The 16697-nt window shown below is 67.9% G+C and carries 20 protein-coding genes and 2 pseudogenes; 14 read left to right on the forward strand and 8 right to left on the reverse strand.

What is annotated here, in order from left to right:
* Positions 1 to 177 precede the first annotated feature (177 nt).
* Positions 178 to 600: a tripartite tricarboxylate transporter TctB family protein gene (locus AC3A6B_RS02915; protein WP_487835266.1), complete on the forward strand. Its 423-nt coding sequence runs from the start codon at positions 178 to 180 to the stop codon at positions 598 to 600.
* Complete coding sequence (locus AC3A6B_RS02920) at positions 600 to 2105, forward strand: tripartite tricarboxylate transporter permease (RefSeq protein ID WP_487835267.1); 1506 nt, start codon at positions 600 to 602, stop codon at positions 2103 to 2105. Before AC3A6B_RS02915 ends, AC3A6B_RS02920 begins: the two co-directional genes overlap by 1 nt.
* A gap of 82 nt (positions 2106 to 2187) precedes the next feature.
* Here AC3A6B_RS02920 and AC3A6B_RS02925 read toward each other — a convergent pair whose 3' ends face one another.
* A complete protein-coding gene (locus tag AC3A6B_RS02925) occupies positions 2188 to 2454 on the reverse strand; it encodes a hypothetical protein (protein ID WP_487835268.1) in 267 nt (88 codons plus the stop codon).
* A 368-nt stretch (positions 2455 to 2822) separates the two neighbouring features.
* On the opposite strand from AC3A6B_RS02925, the pseudogene AC3A6B_RS02930 reads away from it, so the two are divergent.
* Together AC3A6B_RS02930 and AC3A6B_RS02935 are read left to right on the forward strand one after the other, a co-directional pair.
* Positions 2823 to 3124 (forward strand): annotated as a pseudogene (locus tag AC3A6B_RS02930) (MerR family DNA-binding transcriptional regulator); the annotation flags it as partial.
* An 18-nt stretch (positions 3125 to 3142) separates the two neighbouring features.
* Positions 3143 to 3301 (forward strand): hypothetical protein, encoded by a 159-nt coding sequence (locus AC3A6B_RS02935; RefSeq protein ID WP_487835724.1) that lies wholly within the window; start codon positions 3143 to 3145, stop codon positions 3299 to 3301.
* Positions 3302 to 3311: 10 nt separating this feature from the next.
* Here AC3A6B_RS02935 and AC3A6B_RS02940 read toward each other — a convergent pair whose 3' ends face one another.
* Positions 3312 to 3545: a hypothetical protein gene (locus tag AC3A6B_RS02940; RefSeq protein ID WP_487835269.1), complete on the reverse strand. Its 234-nt coding sequence runs from the start codon at positions 3543 to 3545 to the stop codon at positions 3312 to 3314.
* 108 nt (positions 3546 to 3653) lie between these two features.
* Here AC3A6B_RS02940 and AC3A6B_RS02945 point away from each other — a divergent pair, with 108 nt between their 5' ends.
* Positions 3654 to 3896: a hypothetical protein gene (locus AC3A6B_RS02945; RefSeq protein WP_487835270.1), complete on the forward strand. Its 243-nt coding sequence runs from the start codon at positions 3654 to 3656 to the stop codon at positions 3894 to 3896.
* 101 nt (positions 3897 to 3997) lie between these two features.
* On the opposite strand, the gene AC3A6B_RS02950 is transcribed toward AC3A6B_RS02945, so the two are convergent.
* Together AC3A6B_RS02950 and AC3A6B_RS02955 are read right to left on the reverse strand one after the other, a co-directional pair.
* The gene (locus tag AC3A6B_RS02950; protein ID WP_487835271.1) at positions 3998 to 5137 is read right to left on the reverse strand and encodes a PAS domain-containing sensor histidine kinase; all 1140 of its coding nucleotides are present in this window, start codon (positions 5135 to 5137) and stop codon (positions 3998 to 4000) included.
* A 106-nt stretch (positions 5138 to 5243) separates the two neighbouring features.
* Positions 5244 to 5612 (reverse strand): hypothetical protein, encoded by a 369-nt coding sequence (locus tag AC3A6B_RS02955; protein ID WP_487835272.1) that lies wholly within the window; start codon positions 5610 to 5612, stop codon positions 5244 to 5246.
* Between AC3A6B_RS02955 and AC3A6B_RS02960 the strand changes: the two genes are divergently transcribed.
* From AC3A6B_RS02960 to AC3A6B_RS02970, 3 genes and pseudogenes are all read left to right on the forward strand, one after another.
* Positions 5596 to 6096 (forward strand): hypothetical protein, encoded by a 501-nt coding sequence (locus AC3A6B_RS02960; protein ID WP_487835273.1) that lies wholly within the window; start codon positions 5596 to 5598, stop codon positions 6094 to 6096. The genes AC3A6B_RS02955 and AC3A6B_RS02960 overlap by 17 nt on opposite strands.
* A gap of 163 nt (positions 6097 to 6259) precedes the next feature.
* Positions 6260 to 7021 carry an esterase/lipase family protein gene (locus AC3A6B_RS02965; RefSeq protein ID WP_487835274.1) on the forward strand — a complete coding sequence of 254 codons (762 nt, stop codon included), beginning with the start codon at positions 6260 to 6262 and terminating at the stop codon, positions 7019 to 7021.
* A gap of 90 nt (positions 7022 to 7111) precedes the next feature.
* Positions 7112 to 8272: pseudogene (locus tag AC3A6B_RS02970) on the forward strand (xanthine dehydrogenase family protein molybdopterin-binding subunit); the annotation flags it as partial.
* Here the strand turns inward: AC3A6B_RS02970 and AC3A6B_RS02975 are convergent.
* Positions 8262 to 8963, reverse strand: coding sequence for a DUF899 family protein (locus tag AC3A6B_RS02975; RefSeq protein WP_487835275.1), 702 nt, complete (start codon positions 8961 to 8963; stop codon positions 8262 to 8264). The pseudogene AC3A6B_RS02970 and the gene AC3A6B_RS02975 overlap by 11 nt on opposite strands.
* 143 nt (positions 8964 to 9106) lie before the next feature.
* Here AC3A6B_RS02975 and AC3A6B_RS02980 point away from each other — a divergent pair, with 143 nt between their 5' ends.
* The 4 genes from AC3A6B_RS02980 to AC3A6B_RS02995 are packed head-to-tail and all read left to right on the forward strand — an operon-like array spanning position 9107 to position 12489.
* Positions 9107 to 10327 carry a helix-turn-helix domain-containing protein gene (locus tag AC3A6B_RS02980; protein ID WP_487835276.1) on the forward strand — a complete coding sequence of 407 codons (1221 nt, stop codon included), beginning with the start codon at positions 9107 to 9109 and terminating at the stop codon, positions 10325 to 10327.
* Between the two features lie 45 nt (positions 10328 to 10372).
* On the forward strand, positions 10373 to 11047 hold the full coding sequence (locus AC3A6B_RS02985) for a Vgb family protein (protein WP_487835277.1): 675 nt from the start codon (positions 10373 to 10375) through the stop codon (positions 11045 to 11047).
* A gap of 26 nt (positions 11048 to 11073) precedes the next feature.
* Complete coding sequence (locus AC3A6B_RS02990) at positions 11074 to 11844, forward strand: DUF899 domain-containing protein (RefSeq protein ID WP_487835278.1); 771 nt, start codon at positions 11074 to 11076, stop codon at positions 11842 to 11844.
* A gap of 15 nt (positions 11845 to 11859) precedes the next feature.
* Entirely contained in the window at positions 11860 to 12489 is a 630-nt protein-coding gene (locus tag AC3A6B_RS02995; protein ID WP_487835279.1) for a hypothetical protein, read from the forward strand.
* Here AC3A6B_RS02995 and AC3A6B_RS03000 read toward each other — a convergent pair.
* Positions 12486 to 13265 carry an NAD(P)H-dependent oxidoreductase gene (locus AC3A6B_RS03000; RefSeq protein WP_487835280.1) on the reverse strand — a complete coding sequence of 260 codons (780 nt, stop codon included), beginning with the start codon at positions 13263 to 13265 and terminating at the stop codon, positions 12486 to 12488. The two genes, AC3A6B_RS02995 and AC3A6B_RS03000, sit on opposite strands and share 4 nt — an antisense overlap.
* A 67-nt stretch (positions 13266 to 13332) precedes the next feature.
* Here AC3A6B_RS03000 and AC3A6B_RS03005 point away from each other — a divergent pair, with 67 nt between their 5' ends.
* Positions 13333 to 14256: a LysR family transcriptional regulator gene (locus AC3A6B_RS03005; RefSeq protein WP_487835281.1), complete on the forward strand. Its 924-nt coding sequence runs from the start codon at positions 13333 to 13335 to the stop codon at positions 14254 to 14256.
* A gap of 87 nt (positions 14257 to 14343) precedes the next feature.
* Positions 14344 to 14838, forward strand: coding sequence for a PTS sugar transporter subunit IIA (locus AC3A6B_RS03010; protein WP_487835282.1), 495 nt, complete (start codon positions 14344 to 14346; stop codon positions 14836 to 14838).
* Between the two features lie 68 nt (positions 14839 to 14906).
* Here AC3A6B_RS03010 and AC3A6B_RS03015 read toward each other — a convergent pair whose 3' ends face one another.
* Complete coding sequence (locus AC3A6B_RS03015; protein WP_487835283.1) at positions 14907 to 15785, reverse strand: carbohydrate ABC transporter permease; 879 nt, start codon at positions 15783 to 15785, stop codon at positions 14907 to 14909.
* On the reverse strand, positions 15782 to 16636 hold the full coding sequence (locus tag AC3A6B_RS03020; protein WP_487835716.1) for a carbohydrate ABC transporter permease: 855 nt from the start codon (positions 16634 to 16636) through the stop codon (positions 15782 to 15784). Before AC3A6B_RS03020 ends, AC3A6B_RS03015 begins: the two co-directional genes overlap by 4 nt.
* Positions 16637 to 16697 lie beyond the last annotated feature (61 nt).

A 16697-nucleotide genomic window follows, 5' to 3' on the forward strand; every position in this document is an offset into this window, starting at 1 on the left:
TTCTCAGATCTTGTTGCTCCAAGCCTGCTGCTGATGGGTCTTCAGCAGAAGGCGACGAGGCTGCCCGAACGTCCGCTCGCTACGTATTTCCCCTCACGAGCTGGTCAGATTCCGATCAGTCGCAGGGCAGGACATTCGCTCCGGTCGGCAATTGCCACACACCGGAGACAAACACCCATGATCGACCGAAACCTCGCGCGAGGGCTCTTCCTCATTGCGATCTCGCTGGCCTTCGGGCTCCAGTCCCTGCGCTACCCCATCGGCGACTTCAGCCGCGCGGGGGCGGGCCTCTTCCCTGCCCTGGTGAGCTCGCTGCTCTTCCTCGTCGGCCTCGCAACCGTGATCCGTTCGCGCTTCGTCGAACGCGTGCAGCTGGACCTGAAGCTCAAGAACATCGCCATCATCCTCGCCAGCCTCTGCGGGCTGGCGGTGATCTCGATGTACGTGAACATGATCGCGGGCATCGTCTTCATGGTGTTCTGCTCCACCCTGGCCGGCACCTCCTATTCGTGGTGGCGCAACGTCAAGATCGCCGCCGGCCTGGTCACGATGGCCCTGGTGCTCCAGAAACTGCTCGGCCTGAACCTGCCGCTCTACTGATGGACGTCCTGCACAACCTGGCGTTCGGCTTCTCGCACGCCCTCACCCTGCAGAACCTGATGTTCTGCGCCCTCGGCTGCACCGTGGGCACGCTCGTCGGCCTGCTGCCCGGCCTGGGCCCACTGGCCACCATCAGCCTGCTGCTGCCGCTGACCTATTCCATTCCCACGGGCGGCGCGCTCATCATGCTGGCCGGCATCTACTACGGCGCGCAATACGGCGACAGCGTGAGCGCCATCACGATGAAGATCCCGCACGCCAGCAGCATCGTGGCCTGCATCGACGGCTACGCGATGACGCTCAAGGGCAAGACCGGCCTGGCCCTGTTCACCGCCGGAGTCTCCAGCTTCATCGGCGGCACCATCGCCATCGTGGTGCTCGCATGGCTGGCGCCCGTGCTCGGCGAAGTGGCCTTCCTCTTCGGCCCGGCGGACTACTGCGCCATGATGATGGTGGGCTTCGTGTGCGTGAGCTTCGTCACCACTGGCAGCCTGCTCAACGGCCTGGCCATGTGCCTGATCGGCGTGCTGCTCGGCCAGATCGGCACCGACGTCAACAGCGGCACCGCGCGCTTCACCATGGACCTGCCCTTCCTGATGGACGGCGTCGGTATCGTGAGCATCGCGCTCGGCTGCTTCGGTATCGCCGAGATCACCAAGAACCTCGATGCCCGCGAGGAGCGCTCGCCCTTCAATGGCAAGATCAACTTGATCCCGACCTGGGCCGAGTTCAAGCGCATCATCCCCAGTGCCTTGCGCGGTGGCGCCATCGGCTCCTTTTTGGGCATCCTGCCCGGCGGCGGCCCCACCATCGCCCAGTTTGCCGCGTACGCCATCGACAAGAAGGTCAGCAAGTACAAGCACGAGATCGGCACGGGCTGCATCGAGGGCGTGGCCGGCCAGGCCGCAGCCGACGAAGCGGCTGCGCGCACCAGCTTCATCCCGCTAATGAGCATCGGCATCCCCGAGAACGCGGTGATGGCGCTGATGCTGGCCGCCTTCGTCATCAAGGGCATCCAGCCCGGGCCGAACATGATCGCCAGCCACCCCGACCTGTTCTGGGGCCTGGTGGCCAGCATGTGGGTGGGCAACGTCTTCCTGCTCGTGCTGAACGTGCCGCTGGTGCGCTACTGGCTGTCGGTCTTCAAGATCCCGTACAGCGTGCTGTTCCCGGCCATCCTATTCTTCTGCTGCGTCGGCACCTACAGCGTGAACAACAGCATGGAAGACATCTTCATCACGGCTGCCTTCGGCTTCGTCGGCTACATGTTCATGCGGCTGGAGCTGGATGCCGCCCCGCTGATGCTCGGCTTCATCCTCGGCCCCATGCTGGAAGAGAACTTTCGCCGCTCGCTGCTGCTGAGCCGCGGGAGCTTCACCATGTTCTTCACCCGGCCCATCAGCGGCACCTTGCTGGCGCTGATCAGCGTCTTCGTCGCGTGGCAGGTGGTGGCGTTCGTGTTCCAAGCGCGCAAGAGGCGTTTGGTTCAGCAGCCGGTTGCGTAGCCGGTCGCGCGCCGTCCGACGGTGCGCATCAGCGTCGACGGGCAGCTCGCGGCGGAAGCCATCGCAGCGCGGCTGCCGAGGGTCAGGGCTTCTTCGTCTGCTGCTGCTTCTGCGGCTGTTGCTTCTGGTGGAGCAGCGGGTCTTCGCCCTTCGCGTGCGACTTGCCTTCCTGCTCGGCCTTCTTCATCTCCTCGGCTTCGGCCTCGTTCTTAGGTTGTGCTCGGCGGGCGGCTTCGTCCACCTTGCCCGATTGGACGAACTCGGTCGCGGCCTTGTCGTAGCGGCGGGTCGCCTCGTAGTTGCCTTCGCCCTGGATGTCGGCGCCCTTGGGGTCTTTTGGATCGCTCATGGTGGTCCCCTTCACGGTGGTTGGAGAAAAGACCTTAGGCCCTTGGAGGGAGAGGGCGAGCGGCGGATGACGACCGGCGGGATCAGACAAGACGCAGCGGCATTTAGTCCTACATGCCGGTGGGCAAGGGCGCGAATTGCGTCTGAGCGCGGTTGATTTACGCGCAGGCGAGACTTTGTGCCTCGCGCCAATTGGCTGGAGCTGCCAACAATCCCGCCTCATTAAAACGCCCGTGCCGATGTCGCGCACATAGCGAAGCACTCTGTAGGTGTAAAGGCCTTCCATCTCTCGACGAACGCCAATGCCTTCGCTCTACGAATAACGTAGACCAGCAAAACCTCCACTAGAGTTGAGCTCAAGAGGTCACGATGAAACCCAAGCCAATACCCATAGACCGTTCCGCCACCCTCTCCGTCGGCGAGGTCGCCCAACGCAGCGGCGTCCCGGTCTCGACCCTGCACTTCTACGAATCCAAGGGCCTCATCACCAGCCATCGCGCCCCGAGCAACCACCGCCGCTATGCGCGCGACGTGCTCCGGCGTGTGGCGTTCATCCGTGTCGCGCAGCGGGTGGGCATCGCGTTGGCCGACATCTCCGATGCCCTGGCAACGCTGCCCACGTCGGCGGCGCCCAGCCGTGCGGACTGGCGCGGCTTTCCGCCGGCTGGCGCGCGGAGCTGGACGAACGAATGGCGCAGCTCAAGAAGCTGCGCGACACGCTGGACGACTGCATCGGCTGCGGCTGCCTGTCCATCGACCGCTGCCGGCTGCGCAACCCGGGCGACAAGCTGGCATCGAAGGGGCCCGGCGCACGCCGCCTGGTGGTCATCCAGCGCGCGGACGGCTGAGGGCCTGCCGTCACCCCGCGTCGATGGGGATCAGCAGCGACATCAGCTCGCTCTTCTCCACGGCGCTCATCGCGCGCGCCAGCCGGCCGAGCTGGGCCTGGTAGCAGGGCAGCATCAGCGCGGCGGTCAGCGCGTGGACATCGTTGTTTCGCGCCAGGTGCTCACTGCACGCGGCAATGCTGCGATGGATCTCGAGCGCCTGCGCGACGCGGCCTGACGAGCTTTGCTGTTCACTGGTGGTCATGCCACGCAATGTGCGTCCTCAACCTAGCTTGAGGTCAAGCGGAGATTGAAATCGCCGCGCGTCGATCGCCTCTAGCTTTCGCCAGCGGACAGGACTACCCTGTTCAGCATGGCCGACCAATACCGCCGCCTTGCCGTCTTCGTGGACCGTCCGAGCCCGGGCAACTTCATCTGGATCCTCATGGAAAGCACAGAGGACCCGGCGGTCTGGCTCGACCTGGAAACGGGTGACGACACCTACGACAACTGGCGCGAGGCCTACGACGCCGGCAACGAGGCGCTGCTGGCCTACGTCGATGATGAGCTGGCCGGCCCCGTCGAGGCGTCGCCGGAAGACCCGGACTCCGATTAGCGGACCCCAGCCTCACGGCCCGATCTCTACACCGCGCGGCAATCAAGTGGGCGGATCATCATGCGTCCATGTCGAAGCCGCCCCGGCCGGCAAAGGCACCTTCAATCGACCGGGCGAAGCGGCAGCCTGACCGTGAACTCGCTGCCCAGATGCTTGCCGTCGGACCTGACCTCGACAAAGCCCCGATGCGCGTCGACCAGGTCCTTCACGAGCGAGAGGCCGACACCGAACCCGCCGCCTGACTGGTGCGGATCCTCCTGCGTGAACAGCTCGAAGATCCTCGGCAGCAGGGCAGGGGCGATGCCGGCGCCGGTGTCTTCCACCTTGACGACCGCCTCGTCGGTTTCGACCGTGCATTGCAGCCAGATGCGCCCGCCGGGCGGCGTGTACTTGATGGCGTTGTGCAGCAGGTTGAAGACGATCTGATGAACACGCGCCTTGTCGGCGACGATGGGCACCGGCGCCGGCGGCACCAGCACATCGATCGTCTGGCTCTTGCGTTCAGCATCCTGCTTCACCGCCGCTGCGATCTCGACCAGATCCGCGCCCAGGTCGAAGCTCTGCTTCACGAGCCGGAGCTTGCCCGCGCCGAAGCGAACGACCTCCGCCAGGTCCTCCAGCATTCTTGTCATCTGCGCGACCTGGCGCTTCACGATGTTGATCGGCATTTGCAGCTCGCTCGTCAGCAGCCCCTTGCGTTCGACGAGATCGGTGACGTTGCCGATCGGTCCGAGCGCGTTCCGGATCTCGTGCGTCAACCGGCCGAAGAAGGCATCCCTGCCGCGCAACGCGTCGTGCGCGCTGTCGAGCCGGTTCTCCAGGGTTTCCAGCTGCGCACGCAGGTTGGTTCGATCGCTCATGATCTTCGCGAAGCCCACGTGCCGGTCGCCTTCGCGCAGTGCGATCAGGCTGCCGAAGACCCATATGCGCGTGCCGTCCTTGCGAACGTGCCAGCGGTCGTCTTCCGAGCGTTGCGCCGAAAGCGCCACCTCTCGCTCCAGTTGCGGGAGTCCCAGGGCGCGGTCTTCCTCGGTGAAAAGAATGTCGATTGCTCCGCCCACCATCTCCGACTCGGAGTACCCGAACATCGACTCGGAAGCGGCGCGCCATCCCGTGACGGCGCCCATGCGGTCCAGCACGACGAAGGCGAAGTCCGGCGCCTGCTGCCAGAGCAGCTCGAACGCCCGCTCGACCGTCAGCGCGCTCGCGGCGGCCTGAGCAGGCGACGCTCGAGGATTCATGGCATTCATGGGTCTCCACTTCCAGCGTCGAAGGTGCGAGCCCTGGTCCCCGCTGGTGCAAGCGTGTTGCGCGCGACGGTGTAGGACGGCCTTCCTACAAGGGTCGTCACGGCTTGATGACGACGGTCCCGGCATGTGCCGTCCACCATCCGGCCAGGCGAACTTCGGGGAGCCGCAGCATGGCCGATGACAGGGAAGCGCAAACGAGCGCGCGCGCGGGTGGCCCCCGGACGATCGCTTGCGCCGCATGTGGACGCTCGAACCGCGCAACCGCCATGTTCTGCATCGGATGCGCGAGCCGCTTGCCTGCTTTTGTGGCTTCCGGGCCTTCCGCGCTTGAGACCGCCAGGGCGCTGCGGCCTCGAGCGCATGCGCTGGAAGAGCGCGCGGCGCCACGCGGCGCGCTGCCCGCGGAGACAGCGGCGTTCTGGCTTCGACTCGGCCTGCTGGTGTTGGCAATGGCGATCGGGTTCATGGGGTGGTACCTGTACGTCACCCGAGATGCCGCCGCTCCGGTGCCGGCGCTCACGGCGGCGATGCCCGCGCCCTCGCCCGCGCCTGTGCCGCTGTCGCCCGCTCCGCGCGCCGCGCCGATGCAGGAGCCCGCGGAGCCCGCGGCGCCCGAGCTGCCGGCCGCCCAGGCGCCGGCCGACGCGTCCGTGGAGGCGGTGGCGAAGTTCTATCGCGCGCTGTCCGTCGCCGACGGCGCGGCCGCCGCCGCGATCGTCGTTCCAGCGAAGCGAGGGGTGGGGCCGTTCCACGAAGCGAGCATGTCGAGCTTCTATCGCTCCCTCAGGGAGCCGCTTGTCATCCGCTCCATTCGAGCCATCGACGAGAACCGGGTCGAGGCCAGGTACCGATACCGGGCAACGAAGACGCCGTGCGAAGGGCGCGCGATCGTCGAAACCCAATCCGTCCGCCAGCAAACGCTCATTCGGAGCATCCGCGCCAACTGCTAGCCTGCATTGCCGCAACTGTTCGCTCGCGGGCATCCCGGAATGTCTTAAGACATGGCAATCGAGGAAATGGCGGGTCCGCCTACGCGGTGCAGGCGTGATGTCTCAGCGGAACGCCGGCAAGGTCGCCTAACTTGGGGTCTTTTGAAATCCAGGGAGATCCTCCATGTCGACTGCAGCTATTGCCCGCCCTCCATCCAAACTCCTGCTGCTGGCCGAAGGCCGGGCGCTCTGGGAGGCCGGCGCGACGATCGCGCTCTGGCCCCTGCTCCAGCTCGCGCCGCGGGGTGACGGGCATACCGTCATCGTGCTGCCCGGCCTGGGCGCGAGCGACGGTTCGACGGAACTGCTGCGCGGCTTTCTCGAGACCCGCGGCTACGCGGTCCAAGGCTGGGGCCACGGCACCAACTGCGGACCCCGGCCTGGCGTCGAGGACGGGCTCCTGGCGCTCCTGCGTCGGCTGCACCAGACGTCGGGCAAGGTGAGCCTGGTCGGCTGGAGCCTGGGCGGCGTGTTCGCCCGCATGCTCGCCGCCAAGGCGCCGGACGCGGTGCGCGGCGTCGTCACGCTCGGCAGCCCGTTGCACGGCAGTCCGAAGGCCACGCGTGCGGCCAAGGTCTACGAGCTGCTGAGCGGCAGTCCGGCCAACGATCCCCGGCGCAACAGATGGGTGCGGACGATGTCCGCGGTGCCCACCACATCGATCTTCAGCCGCTCCGATGGCATCGTGTCCTGGCGCAGCAGCTTCGAGGAAGAGACGCCATCTTCCGAGAACATCGAGGTCGAAGCGAGCCACCTCGGCCTGGGCGTTCATCCGGCCGTGTTCTACGCGGTGGCCAACCGGCTGTCGATGCCCGAGAAGGAGTGGACCCGGTTCGTCGCGCCGACGAGCTTGCGCGCGTTCTATCCGGATCCGGCGAGGCCCTGAGGGCCGCCGACCTGCTGGCCTATTCCTGCAAGGGCGTGCGACGTTTGACGTACTCGATCAGCGCCTTCAATTTGGTCGGCTGGTCGTGCCTACCTGGCCCATGCGGCAATGGAGCCACTGAACTGCACCGTCAAGCTGTCCGAGGGGCGCGCCGAGGTATGGACCGGCTCCCAGTGCCCCGGCCTGGACGCTGCTGCGGTCGCGCGCGTGCTGGGCCTCAAGCCCGAGCAGGTGGCCGTGCATGTGCAGATGACGGGCGGCGGCTTCGGCCGGCGTTTCTCGAGCACGAGCGACTTCGTGGTCGAGGCCTGCGAGATCGCCAAGGCCGCGCGTGCCGCCGGCCTGAACGTGCCGGTGCGACTGCTGTGGAGCCGCGAGGACGACATGAAAGGCGGCTACTACCGCCCCATGCACCTGCATCGCGCACGCATCGGCTTCGACGAGCGCGGCAAGGTGCTGGCCTGGGACCACGTCATCGTCGGCCAGTCCATCACCACGGGCTCGGTGTTCGAGCCCTTCCAGGTGAAGGACGGCATCGACGCCACGGCCACCGAGGGCATGCGCAATCCCTACGCGGTGCCGATGCGGCTGACCGTGCATCACCCCAAGCTCAACGTGCCGGTGCTGTGGTGGCGCAGCGTGGGCTCCACCCACACCGCCTTCGTGATGGAGACCCTGATCGACGAGATCGCCCGCAGCACCAAGCAGGACCCGGTGGCCTACCGGATGCAGCTGTTCGGCGACAAGCACCCGCTCCACCGCGCCGCGCTGCAGCTGGCGGTAGACAAGAGCGGCTACGGCAAGAAGGAGCTGCCGGCCGGCCGGGCCTGGGGCGTGGCGGTGCACGAGTCCTTCAAGTCCGTGGTGGCCTACGTGGTTGAAGCCTCGGTCAAGGACGGGCAGCCGGTGCTGCACCGGGCCACGGCCGGCGTGCACTGCAACCTGGCGGTGAATCCGCGCAGCGTGGAGGCACAGGTGCAGGGCGCGGCGGTCATGGGCCTCTCGATGTGCCTGCCCGGCAGCGCCATCACGCTGAAGGAGGGCGTCGTGCAGCAGGGCAACTTCGGCGACTTCACCGTGGCCCGTATCACCGACATGCCGGAGTTCGCTGTCCACGTTGTGCCCAGCGTCGACGCGCCTACCGGCATGGGCGAGCCTGGCCTGCCGCCGCTGGCGCCCGCCTTCGCCAACGCCGTCGCGCGGCTGACCGGCAAGCCGCTGCGCCAGCTGCCCTTCGACCTCAGTACCTGAGCTTCGGATACCAGTCGGTCCCGCGCCCGTCCGGCGTCAGGTCCAGCATGGACCAGAGCGAGGCGATGTCGGGCGCATCGCGCGGATCCTGGCCCGGGTCGGCCATCTCGCGCGTCATCTCGCTGGCCCAGAACAAGCGGACCTTGCCGCCGTCGCGCTTGAACACGTTCAGCGCCGGGTACTCGCTGCCGTCGGGCATCAGGACGCCGAGGTCCCTGGCGTAGTCGTCGCCGATGGTCTGCACGAAGTTCAGCTCGCGCCAGCCGCGCTCCTGCGCGAAGGCGTACTGCCGCTCCACGGGCGAACGCCCCAGGATCTTGAGCGCGACCCGCTGCTTGATGTCGGCGGCATTGCCCTCCACCGCGCCGAGCCAGTTGGTGCACATCGGGCACGGCCGCTCGCGCTGCGGCCCGTACATCCAGAAATAGGTGACCAGCGTGTCCTTGTCGCCGAATAGATCGGCGAGCCCGACCTCGAAGGCCTGCTCGTCCTTGAAGCGGTAGTTCTTCTCGATCACGGGCCCGGGCGGCAGCGCGCGGCGCTGCTCGACCAGGCGTGTCATGTGGCGACGGAATTCGATCTCTTCGGCCAGCAGCGCCTGGCGCGCGGCGTCGTATTCGGCCGACGCGCCCGGGAACGGCGTCTTCGCCTTCTTCGCGAGCTCTGCGGCGGGGGTCAGCGTGTCTTTCATGCCTTGCTCCTGTGTATTCGTGACGAACGTTCCATCGTGCGCGGGTGCGTTCGAGGACGGGTAGGCAATGCCGCTCGCGCTTCGAAGTCCTATTCCTGCAAGCAGGCCGCGGCGCGGGATGGACGGTGGGTTAGCCTGTCGCCATGGACTCCCTGATCGCCGCCTCCGCGCGCGCTCTCGCCGCCGGCGACGCGCTCGGCGCCCTCAAGCGGGTCGCCCTGCGCGACGACCCGCCAGCGCTGGCCCTGCGCGGCATCGCCATGGCCCAGCTCGGCGAGCACCCGCGCGCCCGTGAGCTGCTGCGGCTCGCCGCCCGCGGCTTCGGCGCCCACGAGGAGCTGGCGCGCGCGCGCTGCGTCGTGGCCGAGGCCGAGGTGGCGCTGGCCATGCGCCACCTCGGCGGCTCGCCGCGCGCGCTGGCGACGGCCTCGGCCACGCTCGAGGCGCATGCCGACCACGCCAACGCGCTGCAGGCGCGGCTGATCGCGGCGCGGAGGCTCCTTCTGCTCGGCCGTCTCGACGAGGCCGCCGCCACGCTGGCACGGCTAGACGCGCTCGGCCTGCCGCCGTCGCTGGCGGCGGTGGCCGAGCTGGCCGCGGCCGAGCTCGCCCTGCGCTCGCTGCGCCCCGGCCCGGCGCGCGCTGCGCTCGCCCGCGCGCACGAAGCGGCCGAGCGCGCCCGCGTGCCGGCGCTGCTGGCCGAGGTGGCGGAGGCGCGGGCCGCGCTCGATCGTCCCGCCGCCCGGCGCCTTTCCAACGGTGCCGAGCAGGCGCTGCGGCTCGACGAGGTCGCAGCGCTCCTGGCGTCGGACGCGCTGGTGGTCGATGCCTGCCGGCGCGGGGTGGGCAGCGGCGAGGCGTGGCGGCCGCTGGCGCGCCGGCCGGTGCTGTTCGCATTGGCGCGTGCGCTCGCCGAGGCCTGGCCCGGCGATGTCGATCGCGAAGCCTTGATCGCGAGCGCATTCCGCATCCGCCGCCCCGACGAGACGCATCGAGCGCGCCTGCGGGTCGAGATCGGCCGCCTGCGCGCGCTGGTCGCCGCACAGGCGCAGATCGAGGCCACCGCGCGCGGCTTCGTCCTCAGGCCGCGCGACGCCCGCGATGTGGTCGTGCTGGCGCCGCCGATCGACGGCGACCAGGCCTCGCTGGTGGCCCTGCTCTCCGACGGCGCGGCCTGGTCGACCTCGGCCCTGGCGCTGGCCCTGGGCGCCAGCCAGCGCACCGTCCAGCGCGCGCTGGTCGAGCTCGAGGCAGACGCGCGTGTGCGTGCCATCGGGCGGGCCCGGGCGCAGCGCTGGCTGGCGCCGCCGCTCGCCGGATTCACGACGATCTTGTTACTCCCCGCTGCGCTGCCGATTGAATAGAGTTGTCTCCAGGCGCCGATCCGAGGCGCGCCACAAGGAGCAACGATGAGCAACAAGACAAGCACGAGCAGATCGCAGCCCACGCCGCGTGCGGCCGAGATCGTGCGCGAGTACGGCCCCTTCCCCGGCACCGACACCGTGCACGGCGTGACCCACGACGGCCGGCGCGTCTGGGCCGCCACCGGGGCCAGCCTGATCGCCTTCGATCCGGAGAGCGGCGAGCCCACGCGCACGCTGGCCCACGCCGGCGACGCCGGCACCGCCTTCGACGGCAGATACCTCTATCAGATCGCCGAGACGCGCATCGACAAGATCGATCCGGCCAGCGGCGAGGTGGTGGCCTCGATCCCGGCGCCCGGCAAGGGGAGCGACTCGGGGCTCACCTGGGCCGAGGGCAGCCTGTGGGTGGGCCAGTACCGCGACCGCAAGATCCACCAGATCGATCCGGCCACCGGCGCCGTCATCCGCACCATCGAGTCCAACCGCTTCGTCACCGGCGTGACCTGGGTCGACGGCGAGCTGTGGCACGGGACCTGGGAAGGCGACGAGAGCGAACTCCGCCGCATCGACCCGAAGAGCGGCGCCGTGCTCGAACGGCTGGAGATGCCGCACGGCATCGGCGTGAGCGGGCTCGAGTCCGACGGCGCAGACCTCTTCTTTTGCGGCGGCGGCCCGAGCGGCAAGGTCCGCGCGGTGCGGCGTCCGAAACACGCGTCTTGAACGGCTCTTCGAGCCAAGGAGCACTCATGAACACCACTGAATCGAGCACCGTGAACCATCCCGTCGTGTCGAAGGAGCAATGGCTTGCCGAGCGCGTGAAGCTGCTGGAGCGCGAAAAGGAGCTGACGCATCTGCGCGACCAGATCGCCCGCGAGCGCCGCGCGCTGCCGTGGGAGCACGTCCGGAAGGACTACGTCTTCGATGCGCCCGAAGGCCGGCGCACGCTCGCCGACCTGTTCGAGGGCCGTCGCCAGCTGCTGGTGCAGCACTTCATGTTCGGCCCGGGCTGGGAGCAGGGTTGCCCGAGCTGCTCGTACATGGCCGACCACACCGACGGCATGAACGTGCACCTGTCGCAGCGCGACGTCACGTTCGTGGCCATCTCGCGCGCGCCGCTGGCGGAGATCGAGCGCTTTCGCCGGCGCATGGGCTGGCAGTTCGAGTGGGTGTCCTCGCACGGCAGCGACTTCAACTACGACTTCAAGGTCAGCTTCACGCCGCAGGAAGTGGCCACTGGAAAGATCGACTACAACTACGGCAAGTGGCCCCTCGTCGGGGAGGAGTGGCCCGGCATCAGCGTGTTCTACAAGGACGATGCGGGCGAAGTCTTCCACACCTACTCGACCTACGGGCGCGGCGTGGAAGTGATGATGGGCACCTACAACATGCTCGACCTCACGCCCAAGGGCCGCGACGAGAAGCTGGGCCAGGGCATGGCATGGGTGCGCCACCACGACCGCTACGAGCCGGCGCCGGCTGCGAAGCCGGCCGCTGCGGCCGGTTCGTGCTGCCACTGACATCGAGCCTGCGTCATGGCAAGCCTTTGGCCGTGGCTGGCGGTCGCAGGGGTGGGCGCCCTTCACGGGCTGAACCCTGCCACCGGCTGGATGTGGGCCGCCGCCTGGGGCCTGCGTTCGCGCGACCGGGCGCAGGCGCTGCGGGCCCTGATGCCCATCGCCGTTGGGCATGCCGTGTCGGTGGCGATCGTGGCCTGCGCTTTTGCACAGGACATCTCGATGGACCGCACGCTGGTCCAGGGCCTGGCCGGCGCACTGCTCGTCGGCGCGGCGGCCTGCCGCTGGCTGCGCGGCGCCGGTCAGCGCGCGCCACTCAGCGCGCAGGCCGGCCACGCCGGCATCGCGCTCTGGTCCTTTCTGATGGCCACCACGCACGGGGCCGGGCTGATGCTGGTACCGGCGCTCGTGCCGCTGTGCCTTGGCGACAATCCGGCGCGCGAGATCACCGCGTCGGGCTCGCTGCTCCTGGCCGTGGCGGCCGTCGGCGTGCACACGGCTGCGATGCTGGTCGTGACCGGCATCATCGCCACCGGCATATGCCGCGGCGTCGCCCTGCACCCTCGCCTGCTGAGCGGCACGGCGCCGCGCCAGGCCTGGACCGCGGCGCTCGCCCTCACCGGCGCGCTGTTGATCGCGCTTCGCTAGGTCACCATGTCCGCGACATGCGCCGGCAACCCGCTCTGGCCGACGGCGACATGGCTGGCCAGCACATGGCCGTCCGGATAGTCCCCGCCGTTCTGCCGCCGGAAGGGAATGGGTGCGTCCTCGAAGAGGCCCGCTAGGCGCGAGCGCCACGCTTCCTTCGTCGCGCTCAGCGCTATCCCGCTCATGCGCCCGGCGCCATAGGCCGCAAAGGTCGGCAGCACGTCGAAGCCGGGGAAGTAGAGCGAGCCGTGCGTGATGGGGAAGAGCAGCTGCTCGAGCGGCCCGTTGATGCCTCGCGGCGAGTAGTCCTGCGCCGGCCCGCCGGCCGCGACGCACAGCAGGGCCCGCTTGCCCTTGAAGGCGCCGTCGCCGTAGCGATAGGTGTTGCCGGCGTTCTTGTAGCCATATGCGAGGCCGTAGGCCCACACCCGGTCCAGCCAGCCCTTCATGATGGCCGGCATGCCGTACCACCAAAGCGGAAACTGAAAGATGAGCGCGTCCGCGGCAAGCACCTTCTGCTGCTCGGCGGCGATATCGGCGGCCTGGCGCCCGCTGGCATAGGAATGGCCGGACTCGTCCACGAAGGACAACCGCTCCTTGTCGGCACGGACGGGGAAGTCGTGTTCGTCGAACACCGCCTTCCAGCGCATGCCGTACAGGTCCGATTGCAGCACTTCATGCCCTTGCTGCCGAAGCGTCTGCCGGGAGACCTCGACCAGCTGCCGGGTCAGCGATGTGGGCTCGGGGAGGGCGTGGACGATCAAGACTTTCTTCATGCGGCCAAGTCTCGGCCGCTCGCAGCCATCCGTGAAATCGCAAGAATGTTTGGCTACCATCCACCGCATGGATAGCAAACGCCTCGACCTCAATCTGCTGGTCACGCTCGAGGCCTTGCTGGTGGAGCAGAACGTGACCAAGGCGGCCGCCCGACTGCACCTGAGCCAACCGGCGGTCAGTGCGCAGTTGAGTCGTCTGCGGGATGTGTTCGACGACCCGCTGCTCATTCCCGCACGGCGCGGGATGACGCCGACCGCCAAGGCCGCCGACCTGCTCGACCCGTTGCGCCAGGCGCTCGATCAGGTGCGTGCCGCCGTCGCCACCCACAGCAACTTCAACCCTGCCAAGGCCAGGTTGACCGTCGCGATCGCCTGCACGGACTACCTGCACGCGGCGTTGGTCAAGCCGCTCGTCGTGGAACTCAGGGCCAAGGCGCCCGGCGTGCGTGTGGCGCAGCGCAACCTGGACATCCCCGAGCTGGAAGCGCAGATGGCGCGCGGCGATGTCGACCTGGCGCTCATGACGCCGCAAGCTGCGCCGCCCAGTCTTCGCACCCGGCATCTGTTCGACGAGCGCTATGTGCTCATCGGCCGGCGCAAGCATCCGCGGCTGCGGGCCGGGATCACGGTCGAGGAATTTGCCGGGCTGGAGCATGTCGTCGTGTCCCTTCGCGGGGGCGGCTTCGTCACGCCGGTGGACGACACCCTGGCTGCCTTCGGACTCAAGCGCAAGGTGGTGCTGTCGGCGGCTTCTTTTCTGGTCGTCCCGGATATCGTGTCGCAGTCGGACTTCGTGGCGCTGGTGCCGGAGCGGCTGGTGCGCGACCGCGCCGACCAGCTGAAGTTGATCGACTGCCCGTTCCCGGTGGAAGGCTTCGCAGTGGGGATGGTGTGGCACGAGCGCAGCCACGGCCACGGCGGCCAGCGCTGGATCCGGGAGACCATCGCCTCGATGACCGACGTTAGGACCGGCGAGCGCAGGGGTTCATGAACTTCATGATTTCAGGCAATTTTTTTACACCGTTTTTCCGCGGCAGCTTTCAACATTGCTGAACGTGCACAGCGAGAGGAGGACCCGATGACGAACGACATCGCGCAGATTGCGAGCTGGTTGCAACCGCAGGACATCCTGTTCGACGCCGACGTGCGGGACCGGTCGCACGCACTCGAGGTCGCGGCAGCGACGATCTGCCGTGCTCGTGGACTCGACCCGGCGCCGGTCTTTCGCGCACTGTGGCGACGCGAGCAGACGGGGTCGACCGCTCTCGGTGAAGGATTCGCGATTCCGCACGCATGCATCGGCGGCATTGCTCAGCCGACCACCCTCTTCATCCGCACCAGGCATGCGATAGCCTTCGACGCGCCGGACGGCAAGCCGGTTTCCCAGCTGCTCGCCATCATGGTGCCGGAGGGCGGCGCCAGGGATGATCATCTGCAGTTGCTCGCGCTGGTCGGCCGCCTGTTTTCCGATCGTCCTTTCCGCGCGCAGCTCGATGGCGCGCCGGATGCCGCGGCAGCAGCGGACGCCTTCCGGGCCGGGATCGCGCGCGTGGTTTCCGCCCGCAGTACTTGAGCTTCGGATCGCAGTCGGTCCGACGTCCGTCCGGTGTCAGGTCCACCCGCTGGCCCGGAGCAGGCCCCTCACTCCTTCACCGACCCCGTCAGCCCCGACACGTAGTACTCGACGAAGAAGGAGTAGATGAAGGCCACCGGCAGCGAGCCCAGCAGCGCCCCCGCCATCAGCGGCCCCCACTGGTAGACGTCACCCTGCACCAGCTCGGTCACCACGCCCACCGGCACGGTCTTGATCTCCGACGAGGAGACGAAGGTCAGCGCGTAGATGAACTCGTTCCACGACAGCGTGAAGGCGAAGATGCCGGCCGAGATCAGGCCCGGCACGGCGAGCGGCAGCACGATCTTCACCAGGATCTGCCAGCGGTTCGCGCCGTCGATCAGCGCGCACTCCTCCAGCTCGAAGGGGATGGAGCGGAAGTAGCCCATCAGCAGCCAGGTGCAGAAGGGGATGAGGAAGGTCGGGTAGGTCAGGATCAGCGCCAGGCGCGTGTCGAAGAGGCCGAGGCCGAACACCACGTTGGCGAGCGGGATGAACAGGATCGAGGGCGGCACCAGGTAGGCCAGGAAGATCGCGAGCCCGACCTGCCGCGAGCCGTTGAAGCGCAGCCGCTCGATCGCATAGGCCGCGAACACCGAGCAGGCGAGCGAGAAGAAGGTCGACACCACCGACACCAGCAGCGTGTTCCAGATCCACTGCGGGTAGGAGGTCTGGAACAGCAGCTTGTGGAAATGCGCCAGCGTCGGCGCCACCACCCAGAAGGGGTTGCCCTCGCGCGACAGCAGCTCGGCATCGGGCTTCACCGAGGTGACCGCCATCCAGTAGAACGGGAACAGCAGCACGATCAGGAAGACGACGAGCGGCAGGTACACCGTCACCACCTTGCGCGGCAGCGTATCCAGATAGCTCATGCCGACCATGTCGGTCGTTGCGGCCTTGTCGCTCATTTGTCGGATCCCCCTTGCTGCCACTTCCTGCGCTGCAGGCCGAAGTAGCTGAAAAGCACGCAGGCCAGCAGGAAGGGCACCATCGCGATGGCGATGGCCGCGCCCTCGCCCAGCGCCCCGCCCGAGATCGCGCGCTGGAAGGACAGCGTGGCCATCAGGTGCGTCGCGTTCAGCGGCCCGCCGCGCGTGATCACGTAGATGAGCTGGAAGTCGGTGAAGGTGAAGAGCACCGAGAAGGTCATCACCACCGCGATGATCGGCGTCAAGAGCGGCAGCGTGACATGGCGGAACTGCTGCCAGGGCGATGCGCCGTCGATGGCCGAGGCCTCGTAGTACGAGGGCGAGATGGTCTGCAGCCCCGCCAGCAGCGTGATGGCGACGAAGGGGATGCCGCGCCAGACATTGGCCGCGATCACGGACCAGCGCGCGTTCCACGGATCGCCGAGGAAATCGATGTAGGTGTCGATCAGGCCCATCTTCACCAGCGCCCAGCTGATGATCGAGAACTGCGAGTCGTAGATCCACCAGAAGGCGATGGCCGACAACGCCGTCGGCACGATGTAGGGCAGCAGGATGACCGCGCGGAAGAAGGTCTTGAGCCGAATGTTCTTGTTGAGCAGCAGCGCCAGCCACAGGCCCAGCACGAACTTGAACACGCTCGCCACCACCGTGTAGAGCAGCGTGTTGAAGAGCGCGAGGCGCGTGACCGCGTCGTCCCAGAGAAACTCGTAGTTCTCGAAGCCGATCCACTGCCCGCCGCGGCCGACCTTGGTGTCGGTGAAGCCGAGCCAGACGCCCAGGCCGAGCGGATAGGTGAGAAACAGCAGCAGCAGCCCCGCCGCCGGCAGCATGAACAGCAGGCCGAGGAAGTTGCGGCTGTCGGCCAGCCGCGCCGTCCACGGACGCGCCGGC

The organism is Variovorax sp. Soil_C_33 (assembly GCF_057656935.1).

What these genes read in the sequence shown, in the direction of transcription:
- AC3A6B_RS02960 (WP_487835273.1), top strand. Translation starts at nt 5,596, where the DNA reads ATGGCGATCGGGTTCATGGGGTGGTACCTGTACGTCACCCGAGATGCC.
- AC3A6B_RS02940 (WP_487835269.1), bottom strand. Translation starts at nt 3,545, where the DNA reads ATGACCACCAGTGAACAGCAAAGCTCGTCAGGCCGCGTCGCGCAGGCG.
- AC3A6B_RS02915 (WP_487835266.1), top strand. Translation starts at nt 178, where the DNA reads ATGATCGACCGAAACCTCGCGCGAGGGCTCTTCCTCATTGCGATCTCG.
- AC3A6B_RS02985 (WP_487835277.1), top strand. Translation starts at nt 10,373, where the DNA reads ATGAGCAACAAGACAAGCACGAGCAGATCGCAGCCCACGCCGCGTGCG.
- AC3A6B_RS02925 (WP_487835268.1), bottom strand. Translation starts at nt 2,454, where the DNA reads ATGAGCGATCCAAAAGACCCCAAGGGCGCCGACATCCAGGGCGAAGGC.
- AC3A6B_RS02975 (WP_487835275.1), bottom strand. Translation starts at nt 8,963, where the DNA reads ATGAAAGACACGCTGACCCCCGCCGCAGAGCTCGCGAAGAAGGCGAAG.
- AC3A6B_RS03010 (WP_487835282.1), top strand. Translation starts at nt 14,344, where the DNA reads ATGACGAACGACATCGCGCAGATTGCGAGCTGGTTGCAACCGCAGGAC.
- AC3A6B_RS02945 (WP_487835270.1), top strand. Translation starts at nt 3,654, where the DNA reads ATGGCCGACCAATACCGCCGCCTTGCCGTCTTCGTGGACCGTCCGAGC.
- AC3A6B_RS03015 (WP_487835283.1), bottom strand. Translation starts at nt 15,785, where the DNA reads ATGAGCGACAAGGCCGCAACGACCGACATGGTCGGCATGAGCTATCTG.
- AC3A6B_RS03005 (WP_487835281.1), top strand. Translation starts at nt 13,333, where the DNA reads ATGGATAGCAAACGCCTCGACCTCAATCTGCTGGTCACGCTCGAGGCC.
- AC3A6B_RS02950 (WP_487835271.1), bottom strand. Translation starts at nt 5,137, where the DNA reads ATGAATCCTCGAGCGTCGCCTGCTCAGGCCGCCGCGAGCGCGCTGACG.
- AC3A6B_RS02995 (WP_487835279.1), top strand. Translation starts at nt 11,860, where the DNA reads ATGGCAAGCCTTTGGCCGTGGCTGGCGGTCGCAGGGGTGGGCGCCCTT.
- AC3A6B_RS02980 (WP_487835276.1), top strand. Translation starts at nt 9,107, where the DNA reads ATGGACTCCCTGATCGCCGCCTCCGCGCGCGCTCTCGCCGCCGGCGAC.
- AC3A6B_RS02920 (WP_487835267.1), top strand. Translation starts at nt 600, where the DNA reads ATGGACGTCCTGCACAACCTGGCGTTCGGCTTCTCGCACGCCCTCACC.
- AC3A6B_RS03020 (WP_487835716.1), bottom strand. Translation starts at nt 16,636, where the DNA reads ATGCTGCCGGCGGCGGGGCTGCTGCTGCTGTTTCTCACCTATCCGCTC.
- AC3A6B_RS02935 (WP_487835724.1), top strand. Translation starts at nt 3,143, where the DNA reads ATGGCGCAGCTCAAGAAGCTGCGCGACACGCTGGACGACTGCATCGGC.
- AC3A6B_RS02955 (WP_487835272.1), bottom strand. Translation starts at nt 5,612, where the DNA reads ATGAACCCGATCGCCATTGCCAACACCAGCAGGCCGAGTCGAAGCCAG.
- AC3A6B_RS03000 (WP_487835280.1), bottom strand. Translation starts at nt 13,265, where the DNA reads ATGAAGAAAGTCTTGATCGTCCACGCCCTCCCCGAGCCCACATCGCTG.
- AC3A6B_RS02990 (WP_487835278.1), top strand. Translation starts at nt 11,074, where the DNA reads ATGAACACCACTGAATCGAGCACCGTGAACCATCCCGTCGTGTCGAAG.
- AC3A6B_RS02965 (WP_487835274.1), top strand. Translation starts at nt 6,260, where the DNA reads ATGTCGACTGCAGCTATTGCCCGCCCTCCATCCAAACTCCTGCTGCTG.